Genomic DNA, 15,317 nt, shown 5'->3' with positions numbered 1-15,317 from the left:
GCGGGAAGCAGGACTTAGAAGTCCATGCCGCCCATGCCGCCCATGCCACCGCCGGCCGGCATCGCCGGCTCGTCCTTCTTCGGAGCCTCGGCCACCATCGCTTCGGTGGTGATCATCAGGCCCGCGATAGAAGCGGCGTTCTGCAGCGCGGAGCGCGTGACCTTGGTCGGGTCCAGGATGCCGAACTCGATCATGTCGCCGAACTCGCCGTTGGCGGCGTTGTAGCCGAAGTTGCCCGAACCGTCCTTCACGCGGTTCACGATCACCGACGGCTCTTCACCGGCGTTGGTCACGATTTCGCGCAGCGGGGCTTCCATGGCGCGCAGGGCGATCTGGATGCCGTGGTTCTGGTCTTCGTTGGCGCCCTTCAGGGTGCCGATGGTCTGCAGCGCGCGGATCAGCGCCACGCCGCCGCCCGGGACCACGCCTTCTTCCACCGCCGCACGCGTGGCGTGCAGGGCGTCTTCGACGCGGGCCTTCTTTTCCTTCATCTCGATCTCGGTCGAAGCACCGACCTTGATCACGGCCACGCCGCCGGCCAGCTTGGCCACGCGTTCCTGCAGCTTCTCGCGGTCGTAGTCCGAAGAGGTCTCTTCGATCTGCGCCTTGATCTGCTTGATGCGCGACTGGATGCGCTCGGCATCGCCGGCGCCGTCGATGATGGTGGTGTTCTCCTTGGAGATAACGACCTTCTTCGCACGACCCAGGTCGTTGATGGTGGCCTTCTCGAGCTGCAGGCCGACTTCCTCGGAGATCACCGTGCCGTTGGTCAGCGTGGCGATGTCTTCCAGGATGGCCTTGCGACGGTCACCGAAGCCCGGCGCCTTGACGGCGGCGACCTTGACGATGCCGCGGATGGTGTTGACCACCAGCGTGGCGAGGGCTTCGCCTTCCACTTCCTCGGCCACGATCAGCAGCGGCTTGCCGGCCTTGGCGACGCCTTCCAGCACCGGCAGCAGTTCGCGGACGTTGGAGACCTTCTTGTCGTGGATCAGGATGAAGGGGTCGTCGAATTCGACCTGCTGCGACTGCTGGTTGTTGATGAAGTACGGCGACAGGTAGCCGCGGTCGAACTGCATGCCCTCGACGACGTCGAGTTCGTTCTCCAGGCCCGAGCCTTCTTCAACGGTGATCACGCCTTCCTTGCCGACCTTCTTCATGGCCTCGGCGATGATGTCGCCGATGTTGCTGTCGGAGTTGGCCGAAATCGTGCCGACCTGGGCGATCGCCTTGTCGTCGGCGGTCGGCTTGGAGAGCTTCTTCAGCTCTTCGACGGCGGCCTTCACGGCCTGGTCGATGCCGCGCTTCAGGTCCATCGGGTTCATGCCGGCGGCGACGGCCTTGGAGCCTTCGCGAATGAACGCCTGCGCCAGCACGGTGGCGGTGGTGGTGCCGTCACCGGCGTTGTCGGAGGTCTTGGACGCGACTTCCTTCACCATCTGCGCGCCCATGTTCTCGAACTTGTCGGCCAGTTCGATTTCCTTGGCGACGGAGACGCCGTCCTTGGTGATCGTCGGGGCGCCGAAGCTCTTCTCGAGCACGACGTTGCGGCCCTTCGGGCCGAGGGTGGCCTTGACGGCATTGGCGAGGATGTTCACGCCGCGCACCATGCGCGTACGGGCGTCTTCACCGAAACGGATATCTTTGGCTGCCATGTGCAACTCCAGGAATATTGAGAGTGGTTCGTGCGGCGGGCGCGAGGCCCGCCATCAAGAGGATTGCGGTGACGTGGGCGGCGGCGCGTGGCCGCCGCGCGCGATCAGCCGAGGATCGCGAGGACGTCGTCTTCCTTGATGATCTTGTACTCGACGCCTTCGGACTTGTACGCCGAACCGGAGTACTGGCCGTAGATCACCTTGTCGCCGACCTTGACCTTCGGGGCGCGCACGCCGCCGGTGGCATCGATGAACTTGCCTTCGCCGACGGCGACGACTTCACCCTTGGTGGGCTTTTCCTTGGCGGCGTCGGGAATGATGATGCCGCCGAGCGAGGTTTCTTCGGCTTCGATCGGCTTGACCACCAGGCGGTCGTACAGCGGCTTGATATTGCTCATGTCAATCCTCTTAAGTGATTGATTGGACTGGGAAAGGGGCAGCGATGTTAGCACTCGCCTCAGGGGACTGCCAACGCCGCGGGTACAAAAACCCGGCCAAGCCGGGATGCAGGGGATATTGGGGGTGCCGCAGGGCTTTCAAGGGCGGGTGCGCATCTTTGTCGCAGGGGCCCGCCCGGGCGGGTCTGCAATAATCAGCGGCCCATGCCTGTCTTCCTGATCCTGTCGACCTGCCCGGACGCCGACACCGCCCAGCGGCTGGCGCGGACCCTGGTGGAGGAGCGCCTGGCGGCCTGCGTCAGCCTGCTGCCCGGCGTGGTCTCGACGTACCGATGGCAGGGCCAGGTGGAGCAGGCTGCCGAGGTCCAGCTGCTGGCCAAGACGCCGGCCGACCGGCGCGACGCCCTGATGGCCCGGCTGGCGGAACTCCACCCGTGTGAACTGCCGGACATCCTGGCGGTCGAAACCGCCGCCGGCCTGCCCGCCTATCTGGACTGGGTGACCGCGGAAACCCGCACCGACGCCCGACCCGAGTGACCCGATGACGCCGATCCGCACCCTGCTCGCCCTCCTGCTGCTGTCCCTGGCCTCGCTGCTGGCGCCCGTCGCCTCGGCCGCGATCACCCAGGACGACCTGCTGCCGGTGGACGACGCCTTCGTGCTGACCGCCACCGCGCCCGCGCGCGACCGGATCGAGATCCGCTGGAAGATCACCGACGGCTACTACCTGTACCGCCACCGCACCGGGGTGGACGCCGATGCCGGCTTCGCCGCACAGCCGCTGCAACTGCCCAAGGGCAAGGCGTACCGCGACGAATTCTTCGGCGATGTCGAGACCTACCGCGGCGAACTGGTCGCCACCCTGCCCGGCCGGCCCGCGCCCGGCACCGACAGCGTCAGCCTGAAGATCAAGTACCAGGGCTGTGCGGATGCCGGCATCTGCTATCCGCCGCAGACGCGCACGCTGAAGGTCGCGCTGCCGCCCGCCGAGGACGAGGCGTTCGTGCCGCTGGGCGCCGGCGCGAACGGTGGCAGCCTGCTGGGCCCGAAGCCGCAGGCCGGCGTGGATGCCCTGCCGATGCCGGCCGAACAGGCCTTCGCCTTCGAGGCCATCGCCTTCGACGGCAACCAGCTGCTGCTGCGTTTCACGCCAGCGCGTGGTTATTACGTGTATCGCGATCGCACCTCGATGGCGCTGGAAGGCGCCTCGGGTGTCTCGCTGCAGGCCCCGCGCTGGCCGAAAGGCGTGGCGCACCACGACGAGCATTTCGGCGACGTCACCGTGTACTTCGACCAAGCCGAAGTGCCAGTGCCGCTGAAGCGCGATCGCGCCAACGCACTCAACGCGACGCTGCGGGTGACGTTCCAGGGCTGCCAGACCGACGGCATCTGCTATCCGCCGATGACACGTCGGGTGAAGCTCGCCATCCCCGCCGGCACGGTGACCCCCGCCGACGCGGTAGTGAGCGAAGCGCCGGCCGTCGTGGCACCCGTGGCCACGCCTGTCGATGCGCCGGCGGAGACGACGACCGAGGAAGATCCGGTCGCAACCTCTGATGTCGAGCGGACGCGTCCGCCCAAGAACGTGGTTGCGAACACCAAGGGCTACGGCTCCATCTCGCTGTTGACCGCCTTCGCGTTCGCGCTGCTGGGCGGCCTGGTGCTCAACCTGATGCCGTGCGTGTTGCCGATCCTGTCGTTGAAGGCGCTATCGCTGGCCGAAAGCGGCCGCGGCGGCAACGATGCTCGCCATCGTGCGCTCTGGTACACCGCCGGCGTGCTGGTCAGCTTCATCGCGGTCGGCGCGATCGCGATCGCGCTGCGCTACGCGGGTCAGGCGCTGGGCTGGGGCTTCCAGTTGCAGCAACCGTGGGTGGTCGGCGTGCTCGCCTACGTCATGTTCGCCGTGGGCCTGAGCTTGTCGGGCGTGTTCACCCTGGGCCATCGCCTTGCAGGCGCGGGTCACGGCCTGGCAACGCGCAGCGGCCCGGCCGGTGACTTCTTCACCGGCGTCCTCGCCGTCGTCGTGGCCAGTCCGTGCACCGCACCGTTCATGGGCGTCGCGTTGGCCTACGCGTTCACGGCGCCGGGCGTGCTGGGCTTGCTGGTGTTCGCGGTGCTCGGCCTGGGCCTGGCGCTGCCGTTCCTGCTGATCGGTTTCGTGCCGGCGCTCGCCAACCGGCTGCCGCGCCCCGGCGCGTGGATGGAAACGCTGAAGCAGGTACTCGCCTTCCCGATGTACCTCACTGCGGCGTGGCTGCTGTGGGTGCTCGGCAACCAGCGCGGCGTCGATGCCATCGGCCTCGCGCTCGCAGGCCTGGTGGTACTGACGCTCGGCTTGTGGTGGTGGCAGCGCCTGCGGTTGCGCGTCGCGCCGCTGCAACGCGTGCTCGCCGGGCTGCTGGTCGTCGCATCGGTACTGCCCCTGGTCGTCGCGCATCGGATGCCGAAAGCCTCGACGCTCACCACGCGCGGCGATGACCATGTGACCTACTCGGCCGAAGCGCTGGGCAGCTTGCGTGCGGAAGGCCGCATCGTCTTCGTCGACATGACGGCCGATTGGTGCGTCACCTGCAAGGCCAACGAGAAGGCCGTGCTCAACACGTCCGCGTTCCGCGACCTGCTGACGGCCCACGACGCCGTGATGATGACCGGCGACTGGACGAACGTGGATCCGGCGATCACCGCCTTCCTAGAAGAACACGGCGCGGTCGGCGTACCGCTGTACGTGATGTATCCGCGCGGGGGTGGTGCGGGCGAAGTCCTGCCGACCGTGCTGACCCAGGACGGCATGCGCCAGGCCTTCGAGCGCGCTGCGCGATGAAGGCGACGACATCGCGCGTGCTGCTCGTGGCGGCGGCCGCGGGCGGCTTGGGACTGCTGGCCAGCCTGTGGTTCAACGGCAATCCCTTCTGGCGCACGCAGGTGGGCGAACGCGCGCTGCACGCGGCGACGAACGCCACGGCGCCCACGCCACCTGCCGGCGTCACGCCTGCGGGTATCGGCGACCCCATGCCGGCCATCGCGTTGCCGGGACTGGATGGCACCCTCGTCGACCTGCGCGCGCGCTACGCGGGCAAGCGATTGCTGATCAACGTCTGGGCGAGCTGGTGCGGGCCATGCATCGAGGAGATGCCGGAGCTCGACCGCTTCGCCGCTTCGCAGGGCGCCGACGGCGTGCAGGTGATCGGACTCGCGCTGGACACGCCGGAAGGCGTGCGCGACTTCACTGCGAAAATCCCGGTGCGCTACCCGATCGTGCTCGATACGCCAGGCCCGGCCGACGCCAGCGTCTGGCTGGGCAACGCCAAGGGCGTGCTGCCCTACACCGTGCTGGTGGACGCCGATGGCCGCATCGCGCGCCAGAAGATCGGCCCGTTCACCCACGGCGAGATCAGCGGCTGGGTCGACTGAACCCGCAGGCACCGCACGCGCCTCATTCCTCTTCTTCTCGCGCCTGTCGGTCGCCCGGCCGCACGCGCCCCCCCTTCGCGCCGATGCGTGCCATGTGCGCGCGATCCTGACTGACTTTCGCGCCGCCCTTCTTGCCGGCCTCGCGCGCGTCATCGCTGCCGAACTGATGCGCGCGGCCACGCTTCTGCGCCGCGCGACCGCCCTTGCTCGCGATCTCCTTGCGTTGCTCCGGCGTGAGCAGCGCGAAGCCCCACTTGCGCTTCTTCTCAGTCATCGCGCTCTTCCACGCAAGCGAACGCAACCGTGCGACACGTGCGATGCGATGCGACGAGCGCGTGAACGTCGTTCATGCACATGACTCGATGTGATCCAGTGCACGCATGCCCACATCACTGGCTTGTTGCTGAAGCGGACTCAGCAGAAATGGTCGCGACGGCGTCGCAGTCCTTATGATCGGGGCACACGAAAAAGAACATCCGCGTTTCTCTGCGAAGAACCACGTTGCGTCCGTCGATGACGGACCCGATCGCGCCCTGCGATCACCTTTCCCCCCGTGCAAGCGAGAAGGCTGTCCCCATGACCAAGGCTGTCCCGATGAAACTTCCCGACGATTTCCAGTGGGTGGAAGCAACGCCCGACGACGACTGGAGCGGTGCGCGCCTGGATCTCGATGGGCATCCCGTACTTGAAGTAGCCGCATGCCGCGGCGGTTGGCTGGTCGTCGTCCTGATGGACGATCCGCGGCAACCACAAGCCAACGTCGCCGTGCGATCGATCCCCGCGGGCATGCGCTGGTCGTCGCGATGGGCATTGGCGCGCACCGATCGCCTGCGTGTGCTGGCTTCGCGGCGCAACGCATTGCGTCCCGTCGGCGAGGCGCAACCGTCACCCGGCCTGACGCTGGTTCCCCGCGCGCAACCGTATGCGCGCGAGGAAGAAACGCTGGATGCGTGATCCGCATCGGCCCACGATCAATTGCCGCGGTCGAAGTTGTACTGCGCCGAGGCCGCGTTGCTGATGATGCCGGACAACGGCAGCAGCTGGGTCAGGAAGCGATTCCAGCGCGTCACGCCTGCCGGGCCGACCCAGACGACATCGCCCGGTCGCAGCGAGAAACGGTCCGCCAGCGTAAAGGCCACCGGTGACGTCGCATCGAGGTGGTACACCGTCGCCTGGTCGTGCGCGTTGTCCTCCATGCCGCGGATCACGTAGACCGCACCGCCCTTGGCCGTCACCGGATTCAGTCCGCCGGTACGGCCAAGGGCTTGAGTGAGGCTCATGTCGGTGGTCTTGAACGTCAGCGCCTGCGGGCGCAGCACTTCACCGATCACGTACACCTGCTTGCGATCGTTGAACGGCATGTACAGGCGATCGCCGGGCTTCAGATAGACATCGGCCGCGACCTTGCCGCGATTCAAGGCATCGAGGTCGAGCGGGTAGTCGCTGCCATCACGCGTCAGCACGAAGCCCGAAAGATCGGCCTGCTCCACATCGATGCGTGCACGCCCCACCGCCTGCGACAGCGTCAGCGGCACGGTGGTGAACTCCTGCGGCGTGGTGTCCTGGAACGCACCCTGCAGCGTGACCTTCGCGCCATGGCCGACCACGTTGACATCGACCTGCGGCGACTTCAGGTACTGGCTCAATCGGCTAGCGAGCGTACTGCGCACCTGCTCGATCGTCTGGTTGGTGACGTTGAGCTTGCCCGCATACGGGAAGAAGAAACTGCCGTCGGGCTGCACCAGCCGTCCGTTGGTGGCGGCCTGCTGCTGGCTACCTGCCGGCGTCGTGAGCTCGGGGTGGTCCCACACGGTGACGATCAACGTGTCGCCGGGCTGGATGCGGTATTCCTCGGGGCGGTACTGCGCCAGCGTCGGCGGCAATGCGACGGCCGCGCGCGGCGCAGCGACCAGCGACTGCGTGATCGGCACCATGCGCACGTCACTCTGCGCGTCGCCGTCGCCGCTGGGCACGCTGGCGCTGCGCATCATGCGTTGGCCGGGGCCGAGCGCGCAGGCGGACAGCGTCGCGATGATCGCCGTGGCGAGCAGGACTTGGACGGGACGTTGGATGTTCACTACCGGGCACCTCACTGGTTCGAATGGCGGCGATGCATGCACGGCATGCCGTCGCGGTCGTTCTCCGGATCGTGGCAACGGGGGCGTGAAGAGAACGGCGGAAGCAGCACAACCGCGGATTAATGCGCGCGCGCGCCGATCCATGCGGCCGTCAGCGCCGCGAATTCCTTGAACGCGCGTCCACTGCGCCACAGCGCACGTCGCGATGGCAGCCAGCGTTCACGCAACCCGACCGCGGGCCGCCCTTCCGGCACCGGGACCGGGGTGACGTCCGCACCCGCCTGCGTGAAGAGCAGCTTCGCGCGCGGCATGTGCAGCGCGGAGGTCACCAGCAGCAGGTGGCGTCCGCCATGTTCGGAGGCGAGCGCCGTGCTGAAGCGCGCGTTGTCGCGCGTGTCGTGGCTGCGCTCTTCCAGCATGAGGGCTTCTTCGGGAACGCCGAGGCGCTGGATCGCATCGGCCATGCGTCGTGCTTCGGTGGTGTTGCCGACGCCGCCGCCACTCAGGATCACTTTCGACGCCTTGCCCGCATGCCAGGCGCGCGCACCGGCGGCAAGGCGGCTGCTGCGCAGGCGCGTGGGGTCCACGTCCTCGCGGTCCAGCCACGCATAGTTGCTGCCTCCCCCCAACACGACGATGGCATCGGCAGAGGGCAAGGCCGACGCTTCGCGTATGGCGTAACGATGTTCGAGTACGCCGCGCAGGGTTTCGGACGCGAACGGGATCGACCACAGCGCCGACCACGCCAGCGCCGCGCCGGCGACACTGCCGGCGATCCAGCGCCTTCGCACCACCCACGCCAGCACTGCGATACCCAGCAGACAGAGCGAGAGCGCCGGCGGGTAGCTCAACGACACCACGAGTTCGGCCAGGGTGTTCATCACGATCTCAGATGACGATGCCGCGGCTGACATAGAAGAACAGCACCCCGCATGCCACCGCCAGGCCGGCACCGAGCAGCAACGGCTGGCGCAACGGCGCCACCCGGCTGTAGCAACACGCGGCCGCCAGGATCAGCGAAACCGCCAGCCAGCCCGGCAGCAGATAGCGATTGGAGAAGTAGCCCCAGCCGATCACGAAGAACGGCACCACCATGACCAGGTAGACGGAGGCACCATCCTGCAGCGGCTTGCGCGCCGCCGGCTGCACCCAGGGCGACACGGCCAGCACGACGACGTACCAGAAGATCGTGAACACCGCGAAATCGATGCGCACGCCGGCGCGGTAGTTGTCGTTCGCGGTGTACTCCATGACCGTCGTGTACAGCGTCGGCGACACCGCGCCCACCACTTTCATCGACAGTCCGCTGACGTAGGCGACGAACGCCAGCGCGGCCAGTGCCCGCAGCAGGTTCGGCTTCAGCAACAGGGCGGGCGCGCACACCAGGTACAGCAGCGAGGAAACGTGAAGGCTGGCGGCAAGCGCGCCCAGCAGCGCGAAGCCCCACCAGCGCCGCTGCTGGAAACACAGCAGCGCCGCGAACACCAGCGGCGCCGCCAGCCCCTGGCGGATGGCGTTGATCGAGGCGTTGACGAACATCGGCGAGATGAACAACAACAGCAGCGACGCGCACAACAGCGTGGGGTACGCCTGCGTGGGCGGGAATGCACGATGGTGGATGCGCACGGCGATGGCCACGCCCACCAGCAACAGTGCGAACAGGACCGCCTGGTACCCCGGCACGCCCAGGCCCAGCACGCGCAAGCCGTAGCTCAGGTAGGCGAAGCCCGGTTCCAGGCGGGTTTCCGGCACGCCCTGGTCCAGGCTTTCGAAGAAGCCCGCATACGTCTCCGTGTCGGAACCGATGTCCAGTGCGCGGCTGCCCACCAGCCAGCATCCGAAGGCGGCCACGGCAAGCAGCCAGACCACGCCCAACCACCGTTCGGCGCTGGCTTGGGGGCTCGTGGCCGAGCGCAGGTAGGGCAGCGCGTTGCCGGACGCCTTCATCCCGTCACCGTGTCGCCGGCCGCATCAGCAGCAGCATGCGCCGACGACCGCGCCGCACCAGCCCCACGCTGCGCGCGAACCAGTGCTCGCCGCGCGTGACAAGTCCGGAAGCCAACAATTCGCGTCGCACCTCCTTGCCCGCCCGATGCATCGCATCGAGATCGCCGCTGAGGCCGGCCGCGCCGAACGTAGGTTTGTGCCAGTAAGCGAGCACCTGGTTGAGCTTGACGCAGCGGTAGCCCGAAAAGCCGATCTGCGCCCACAACAGGAAATCCTCCACGCGGCGGAAACGCTCGTTGAAGCGGAACGGCAGGTCGCGGCGCAGGATCACCGAAGCGGTGGGAAACGGATTGTTGAGCAACAGGCGGCGGCGCCCGATCACGCTCGTCCGCACTGCGCCGCGCACCGGTACGGGCGCCGCGCCGCGCGGCGCCACCTTCATGCGGTGCGCGATCAGGGCGATGCGCGGATCGCGCTCGAGTTCGGCCATCTGCCACGCCACCTTGTCCGGCGCCCAGGTGTCGTCCGCATCGAGGAAGGCGATGTACGGCTGTACCGCCTGTTGCCAACCGAGGTTCCGTGCACGCGATGGACCCCCATTGGGCGAGGACGCGATCACCTTGACCCAACCCGCGGGATACGCGTCGGCGACACGATGCAGCGCGTCGAGTGTGTCGTCGCCGCTGGCGTCGTCCACCAGCAGCACTTCCGCCGGACGTCGGCTCTGCGCCGCTATCGACGCAACCGCATCGCCGATGGTGTCGCCGCACCGATAGCACGGCACGACCACGCTCACGGGCGCCGGTGCGCCGGGAATCGAGGGGGACGGAATAGCGTCGTTCATGCCTTGGCCCATGGTGCACATTGAAAGATGTCGGGCGCCCGCCGCGCGTAATCGGCGCGTGAAACACGCGGTTGCCGTTCGCCTGCGAGCAAGGCAGGCAACGCGTCGCTGAACGGATTTCCTGCTTGGTCGGCCGTCACCCGCAACGAAGCATCCAGGCCGATGTCATCGGCGAAGTCGCGGCACTTCGGGTGGTAGTCGATGATCATGAAGGGAACATCCTGCAGATAGGCCACGATCGCGCCATGCAGCCGCGCGCTCACCACCACGTCGCACGCAGCCAGCGCGGCGACGGTGTGCAAGGGGTCCTGGCTCGCATACGGACGATGCTCCGCGGCCACGCCTTCCGTGCGCAGGCGATCCACCAGCGCCTGAGCGAGCTCCCGGTCCCCGTGGCGGGGATGCTCGTTGAGGCTGAACACATCCACGTGGACCTCGCGCGTACGGCGCAGGTCCGCCAACCCGGCGATCAGGTGTTCTTCCCAGCGTCGCCGTGACGGCGCGGCGTACTCGCCATCCTCGCGGTAACGGCACGGCGCCACGCCGATGCGGACGGACGCGCCCTGCGCTTTCGCCGGACCCGCAGTGCGCGGCCCGAGTACCGGTAGCAACGCTGCCAGATCGCAACCTGCGTGGGTGATCGCCTCCAGTCCCATCGCCTGGGCCAGCCGTCGCGAACGCTCGTCGCGCACGGACAGGTAACGGAACCGCTGCAGGAAGGCAGCGACTGCGTCTTCGTCGCGCGTATCCGCGAATGGCCCGATCGATACGCCGACAGCCGCGAGCTGGACGCCGCGCTCGACCGCCGACAGCATCATCGGCTTGCGGAACGATTCGCGTGCCGTGATCACCGAGCCGCCGCCCATCACCAGCACGTCGCAATCGTGGATGCCGCGGGCAAAGCTCATCCATCGACTGGCCTTGCCGATCAGTCCCGTGCTGCCATACCAGCGGGTCGGATAGCGGCGCGGCACGGTGCTGCGCGCGGACGCGGCAGCCAACGGTGGTCCGACCACGCTGGGCGATGCACGCCAATACGCCTGCGCGGCGCGCGTGCAGAGCACGCCGAACAGGTCGTCGCCGAAGTTGCGCATGCCGTAGTAACCAGTGAACGCCGTCCGCAATGCCGTCATGGCGCACCCCGCAATGCAGCGGCGCGGCGTGCACCGTGGTACATCGCCAGCAGCAACAAGCCCTCTGCCGCCAACGTGGCGATCGCGGCACCCATCGCACCCTGCGCGGGGATCAGCAGCAGGTTGAGCAGCGCCGCAGCGGTCGCGGCCGCGAGCATCGCGCCCACGCGATACGCCATCTGGCCTTCGGTCAACAATACCGCGCCGACGGCGGTCGACAGGAAGCGTATCGGCACGCACACCGCCAGCACGATCAATAGCGGCTGCAAGGCGGCGTAGCGCTGACCAAACACCCAGACCGCCTCGCCCGACAGCGCCGCCAGCACGATGCCGACCAGCAGGCCGCTCGCGAGCATGCCGATGCAGCCCAACCGATACACCTGCCGGAAGCGCGTGCGGTCGTGCACCGCCCATCGGTGCAGGCGCGCGAGCAGGAACTTCTGATAAATCGTGGTGGGAAAGAGGTAGATCGCCGTCATCACCGCCAGCGCGATGCCGAACACGCCGGCTTCGGCATCGCCGCGCAGGTATTTCAGCAGCACCGTGCCGATCTGGAAGAACACCGGATACAGCACCGCTGCAACGCTGTACGGCCACGCCTGCCGGAACAGCATGCGCGCATCCGGCCGCGCCATGTCGCGGGTGAGCGCAGTGTCGCGAGGGCCGTGGCCCTTCAAGGTCCACTCGCCGCGCCGCATCGCCTGCCACTGCGGCAGTGCCAGCATCACGGCCATGATCGCCAGCGCGGCGTGCCCCCAGGCCACCGCATGGATCGACATCGATAGCCCGGCCACCGCGAGCAACGCGATCGCGAGTCTTCCTGTTGGCATCAGCAACTGCCAGCCCGCCAATGCTGCGTGACGTTCTTCCAGACGCAGCTTGCTGCCGATCTGCTCCACCGCCAGCAAACCGAGGATGAAGGGAGCGAGCACCAGCAACATGGAGCGCGTCTCGGCATCGACGGGTGGCCCGAGCAAGGCCCATGCGACGACGCCACCGATGGCCACCACGCTGGTGAGGGCGAGGAAGCGCGAAGAAGCCGCCTGCCACCGTTCGGCCGCCCAGCCTTCCGCCCCATGCGCCTTCAATCGGAATTGGGACAGGCCGAATCCGGCAAGCGGCGCCACCAGGCTGACGGTCGCCAACGAGGACGCGAACAAGCCGTACTGCGACGGGCCGAAGTGGCGCGCCAGCACCACCTGGGTGAGGAATACCATCGCCGCGCCCGCTGCCGTCGCGAGCGACAACACGGACAATGCGGCGATCGCCGGGCGCCACGGCATGGGCAAGGCCTGGTTCATGCGGCCGCCGCAAGCGGCCGTGGCAGCAGCTCGTCGTAGACCTCGCAGGTCCGGCGGATCACCACGCGCTCGTCGAAGTCGGCCAGGGCCTTCTGCCGCGCACGTGCGCCCAACTGGTGCAACAGCACGCGATCGTCGTCGAGCCGCGCCAGCACTTGCGCCAGCGAATCCGCGCTACGCGGCACGACATGCAAGCCGTCATGCCCGTCGCGCGTGACCACTTCCCGGCAACCCGGAAGATCGGTGGTGACCAGCGCGATGTTGCATGCGCCCGCTTCGATCAGGCTCTTGGGCACGCCCTCGCGGTAATAGCTCGGCAGCGCCATGACATCGACGTCGCGCAACAGTGCCGGCATGTCGTCCACATGGCCCAGCCACGTCACCAGGCCCCGCGCTTGCCAACCTTCGACTTCCTCGCGCGTAACGGAACTGGGATTGCCTTCGTCGGGCATGCCGGCGAGCAGGAAGCGGACATCGCGCCCCTCGGCCCGGAGTTTCTCTGAGGCCTCGGCATATTCACGCACCCCTTTCTCCTTCAACAGCCGCGCGGCCAGCAGCACGCGCAGCGCGCCCTCGTCGCGCGGCTTCCGCCCATCGGCATTGAAGCGTGCGATATCCACGCCGGAGCTGCGGATCAAGCGGATGTGATGGGGTGGCGCCAGGCGCAGCGAATGGAACGCCTCTGCGTCATCGGGATTCTGAAGGATCACGCGGGAGCGATCGCTGCCCAGTGCAGCGCGCATCAGTGCGGACACCAGGGGGCGCAACACGCGCGCCTTCACGCGGTCACTGGCGAACACGTAGCCCAGGCCGGTCACCGCATTCACGTACGCCGGCACGCTGGCCGCGCGCGCGGCCAGCGCACCGTACACCGCGCACTTCAGGGTGAAGCTGTGCAGCAGGTCCGGACGCTCCTCGCGCAACAACGCCACCAGGTTCGCCAACGTGCCGGCTTCGCGCAGGGGATTCAGGCTGGCGCGCTGCATGCGCAGCGGCACCCAACGCACGCCATGCTCGGCGAAACGCGGGCCGAACTCGCCCGGCGGCGACACCATCACCACGTCCACGCCGCGCGCCTGCAATGCGCGCGCCGTAGACAGGCGGAAGTTGTAGAGATACCAGTCGGTGTTGGCGAACAGGATGAACTTCAAGGCGGACTCCGCGCGAATCGATTCCCGGATTCTAGGAAACGACCTTGCGGAATCCATTGACGCACTCACCACAAGACGCAGGCACGCATGAACACGCAGAACGGAAGAAGCGGCCTGGCGGCCACCTCTTGACGGGCTCTTCACCCGGCCGGGATCACTTCGCGAACTGGTTCGTCGTCACCCGGATCTCGGTAGCGGTGGATACCTTCGCCACATGCGCGCCATTGCCCTTGTTGCCGTCCACGATGCCGGTCATGGCGACCAACGGATTCAGGACCGTGTTCACACCGTGCAGCCGCGTGTTGTTGTTGCGGAAGACGTTGCCGCTCACCTGGTAGTTGTAGGTGCTCGCTCCCAGCATCAGGCCCACCAGATAGTTGTGCCGGATCGTGTTCTGGGCGATGTAGCCGCCTTCCGGGCCGATGGTCAGCAACCCATGGCCGCCGTTGTATTCCATCGTGCAGCGCTTGACGGTCACGCCCTTTACGCGCTTGTAGAGCAGCACGCCGTTGCCGGCATTGCCGCGCATGACGCAGTTCTCGATGTGCACGGTCGCAGTGATGCGTTCGTCGTTGGAATCCGGCTCGACGTCGATGCCGCATTGGGGTGCGATGCCGCGGGTATCGCTGAACTCGCTGTCGTACACCTTGACGTTGGTGGCGCAGCCGATCGTGAGGCCCTGGCGGCGATTGCCGGTGCTGACGATGTTGGCGATCACGACGTCGTCGCAGGGGATGGTCGGCGCGTTGGTCACCATCGCACCGCCGATGGAAACGCCGTCGCCCCAGCACTTCGACACGTGGATGTCGCGTACCGTCACCCGCGAGGAGCCGCGGATCATGATGCCGTGCCCCCATTCGCCGGTGGTGCCCAGATGATTGTCGCGGTCGCCGATGATGCGGCCACCCGAGATTTCCACGTTGCTGATCTTGTAGGCCATCAGTACGTAGGCACGCTCCTGGTCGTTGCGCTTGGCGCGCAGGATGGCGCCATCCGCCAGTTGCAGGTGCATGTTGCTACGCAGGCGCACGTTGCGGGTCGGGTCGATCACATAGTCGCCGGCGGGAACGTAGACCGTGCCGCCGGCAGAGGGGAGCGCATCGACGGCGGCCTGGAACGAGGCCGTGTCGTCGCGCGCACCGTCGCCCGCGGCACCCCAGTCGCGCACGCTCAGCGTCGTCGCGCCGCGCGTGCGCACCGGCGGGTCGTACACGGCGGCCGCCGACATCGAGACCGCCGGCAGGTTGCCGGCCATGACCGCGCCGAACGCCTGCGGGATGCCGCACGCAACGCCGATCGCCGGCAGGGCGAGAAGCATCGAGTTCTGCAGGAAATCGCGCCGAGGCATCCCAGCCTCGCGCACGTCGTGCACGAGAACATTCTTCTTCACAAACGT

Annotated in this window: 15 protein-coding genes; 4 read left to right on the top strand and 11 right to left on the bottom strand. The window is 67.4% G+C overall.

The genetic code is table 11. The annotated features are described in order from the left end of the window. Positions 1-14 precede the first annotated feature (14 nt). Both groL and ACSION_RS03880 read right to left on the bottom strand, forming a co-directional pair. Positions 15-1,655, bottom strand: a complete 1,641-nt coding sequence (gene groL / locus ACSION_RS03885; protein WP_055939743.1) for a chaperonin GroEL — start codon at positions 1,653-1,655, stop codon at positions 15-17. 104 nt (positions 1,656-1,759) lie between these two features. Next, complete coding sequence (locus ACSION_RS03880) at positions 1,760-2,053, bottom strand: co-chaperone GroES (protein ID WP_435304925.1); 294 nt, start codon at positions 2,051-2,053, stop codon at positions 1,760-1,762. 204 nt (positions 2,054-2,257) lie between these two features. Between ACSION_RS03880 and cutA the strand changes: the two genes are divergently transcribed. Genes cutA through ACSION_RS03865 form a run of 3 tightly spaced genes read left to right on the top strand, consistent with a single transcriptional unit; the run spans position 2,258 to position 5,467 of the window. Next, a complete protein-coding gene (gene cutA, locus ACSION_RS03875; protein WP_435304924.1) occupies positions 2,258-2,590 on the top strand; it encodes a divalent-cation tolerance protein CutA in 333 nt (110 codons plus the stop codon). Positions 2,591-2,594: 4 nt separating this feature from the next. After that, a complete protein-coding gene (locus ACSION_RS03870; RefSeq protein ID WP_435304923.1) occupies positions 2,595-4,877 on the top strand; it encodes a protein-disulfide reductase DsbD family protein in 2,283 nt (760 codons plus the stop codon). After that, positions 4,874-5,467 (top strand): TlpA family protein disulfide reductase, encoded by a 594-nt coding sequence (locus ACSION_RS03865; protein ID WP_435304922.1) that lies wholly within the window; start codon positions 4,874-4,876, stop codon positions 5,465-5,467. Before ACSION_RS03870 ends, ACSION_RS03865 begins: the two co-directional genes overlap by 4 nt. Positions 5,468-5,489: 22 nt before the next feature. On the opposite strand, the gene ACSION_RS03860 is transcribed toward ACSION_RS03865, so the two are convergent. Continuing rightward, the gene (locus ACSION_RS03860) at positions 5,490-5,741 is read right to left on the bottom strand and encodes a KGG domain-containing protein (RefSeq protein WP_435304921.1); all 252 of its coding nucleotides are present in this window, start codon (positions 5,739-5,741) and stop codon (positions 5,490-5,492) included. Positions 5,742-6,043: 302 nt separating this feature from the next. On the opposite strand from ACSION_RS03860, the gene ACSION_RS03855 reads away from it, so the two are divergent. Beyond that, positions 6,044-6,421, top strand: coding sequence for a hypothetical protein (locus ACSION_RS03855; protein ID WP_435304920.1), 378 nt, complete (start codon positions 6,044-6,046; stop codon positions 6,419-6,421). A gap of 17 nt (positions 6,422-6,438) precedes the next feature. On the opposite strand, the gene ACSION_RS03850 is transcribed toward ACSION_RS03855, so the two are convergent. From ACSION_RS03850 to ACSION_RS03815, 8 genes are all read right to left on the bottom strand, one after another. Further along, complete coding sequence (locus ACSION_RS03850) at positions 6,439-7,545, bottom strand: polysaccharide biosynthesis/export family protein (protein ID WP_435304919.1); 1,107 nt, start codon at positions 7,543-7,545, stop codon at positions 6,439-6,441. 119 nt (positions 7,546-7,664) lie between these two features. Beyond that, on the bottom strand, positions 7,665-8,426 hold the full coding sequence (locus ACSION_RS03845) for a YdcF family protein (RefSeq protein ID WP_435304918.1): 762 nt from the start codon (positions 8,424-8,426) through the stop codon (positions 7,665-7,667). 7 nt (positions 8,427-8,433) lie between these two features. Then, entirely contained in the window at positions 8,434-9,492 is a 1,059-nt protein-coding gene (locus tag ACSION_RS03840; protein WP_435304917.1) for an EpsG family protein, read from the bottom strand. Positions 9,493-9,496: 4 nt separating this feature from the next. After that, complete coding sequence (locus ACSION_RS03835; RefSeq protein ID WP_435304916.1) at positions 9,497-10,336, bottom strand: glycosyltransferase family 2 protein; 840 nt, start codon at positions 10,334-10,336, stop codon at positions 9,497-9,499. Beyond that, entirely contained in the window at positions 10,333-11,469 is a 1,137-nt protein-coding gene (locus ACSION_RS03830; RefSeq protein WP_435304915.1) for a polysaccharide pyruvyl transferase family protein, read from the bottom strand. Before ACSION_RS03830 ends, ACSION_RS03835 begins: the two co-directional genes overlap by 4 nt. Beyond that, positions 11,466-12,770, bottom strand: coding sequence for an oligosaccharide flippase family protein (locus ACSION_RS03825; RefSeq protein ID WP_435304914.1), 1,305 nt, complete (start codon positions 12,768-12,770; stop codon positions 11,466-11,468). Before ACSION_RS03825 ends, ACSION_RS03830 begins: the two co-directional genes overlap by 4 nt. Beyond that, the gene (locus ACSION_RS03820; protein WP_435304913.1) at positions 12,767-13,921 is read right to left on the bottom strand and encodes a glycosyltransferase family 4 protein; all 1,155 of its coding nucleotides are present in this window, start codon (positions 13,919-13,921) and stop codon (positions 12,767-12,769) included. The genes ACSION_RS03825 and ACSION_RS03820 overlap by 4 nt, the downstream gene beginning before the upstream one ends. Before the next feature lie 154 nt (positions 13,922-14,075). Next, complete coding sequence (locus ACSION_RS03815; protein ID WP_435304912.1) at positions 14,076-15,311, bottom strand: right-handed parallel beta-helix repeat-containing protein; 1,236 nt, start codon at positions 15,309-15,311, stop codon at positions 14,076-14,078. Positions 15,312-15,317: the final 6 nt, after the last annotated feature.

Origin of the sequence: Pseudoxanthomonas sp. LjRoot125 (assembly GCF_964252705.1) — a bacterium.
In the GTDB taxonomy this organism is placed as follows: domain Bacteria; phylum Pseudomonadota; class Gammaproteobacteria; order Xanthomonadales; family Xanthomonadaceae; genus Pseudoxanthomonas_A.
The sequence above is the reverse complement of the archived record's forward strand: the minus strand, read 5'-3'. Positions and strand labels throughout refer to the sequence as shown.

Coding starts and splice junctions, on each gene's coding strand:
- ACSION_RS03865 (WP_435304922.1), top strand. CDS start 4,874: ATGAAGGCGACGACATCGCGCGTGCTGCTCGTGGCGGCGGCCGCGGGC.
- ACSION_RS03830 (WP_435304915.1), bottom strand. CDS start 11,469: ATGACGGCATTGCGGACGGCGTTCACTGGTTACTACGGCATGCGCAAC.
- groL (WP_055939743.1), bottom strand. CDS start 1,655: ATGGCAGCCAAAGATATCCGTTTCGGTGAAGACGCCCGTACGCGCATG.
- ACSION_RS03825 (WP_435304914.1), bottom strand. CDS start 12,770: ATGAACCAGGCCTTGCCCATGCCGTGGCGCCCGGCGATCGCCGCATTG.
- ACSION_RS03870 (WP_435304923.1), top strand. CDS start 2,595: ATGACGCCGATCCGCACCCTGCTCGCCCTCCTGCTGCTGTCCCTGGCC.
- ACSION_RS03880 (WP_435304925.1), bottom strand. CDS start 2,053: ATGAGCAATATCAAGCCGCTGTACGACCGCCTGGTGGTCAAGCCGATC.
- ACSION_RS03855 (WP_435304920.1), top strand. CDS start 6,044: ATGACCAAGGCTGTCCCGATGAAACTTCCCGACGATTTCCAGTGGGTG.
- ACSION_RS03840 (WP_435304917.1), bottom strand. CDS start 9,492: ATGAAGGCGTCCGGCAACGCGCTGCCCTACCTGCGCTCGGCCACGAGC.
- ACSION_RS03860 (WP_435304921.1), bottom strand. CDS start 5,741: ATGACTGAGAAGAAGCGCAAGTGGGGCTTCGCGCTGCTCACGCCGGAG.
- ACSION_RS03845 (WP_435304918.1), bottom strand. CDS start 8,426: ATGAACACCCTGGCCGAACTCGTGGTGTCGTTGAGCTACCCGCCGGCG.
- ACSION_RS03835 (WP_435304916.1), bottom strand. CDS start 10,336: ATGAACGACGCTATTCCGTCCCCCTCGATTCCCGGCGCACCGGCGCCC.
- cutA (WP_435304924.1), top strand. CDS start 2,258: ATGCCTGTCTTCCTGATCCTGTCGACCTGCCCGGACGCCGACACCGCC.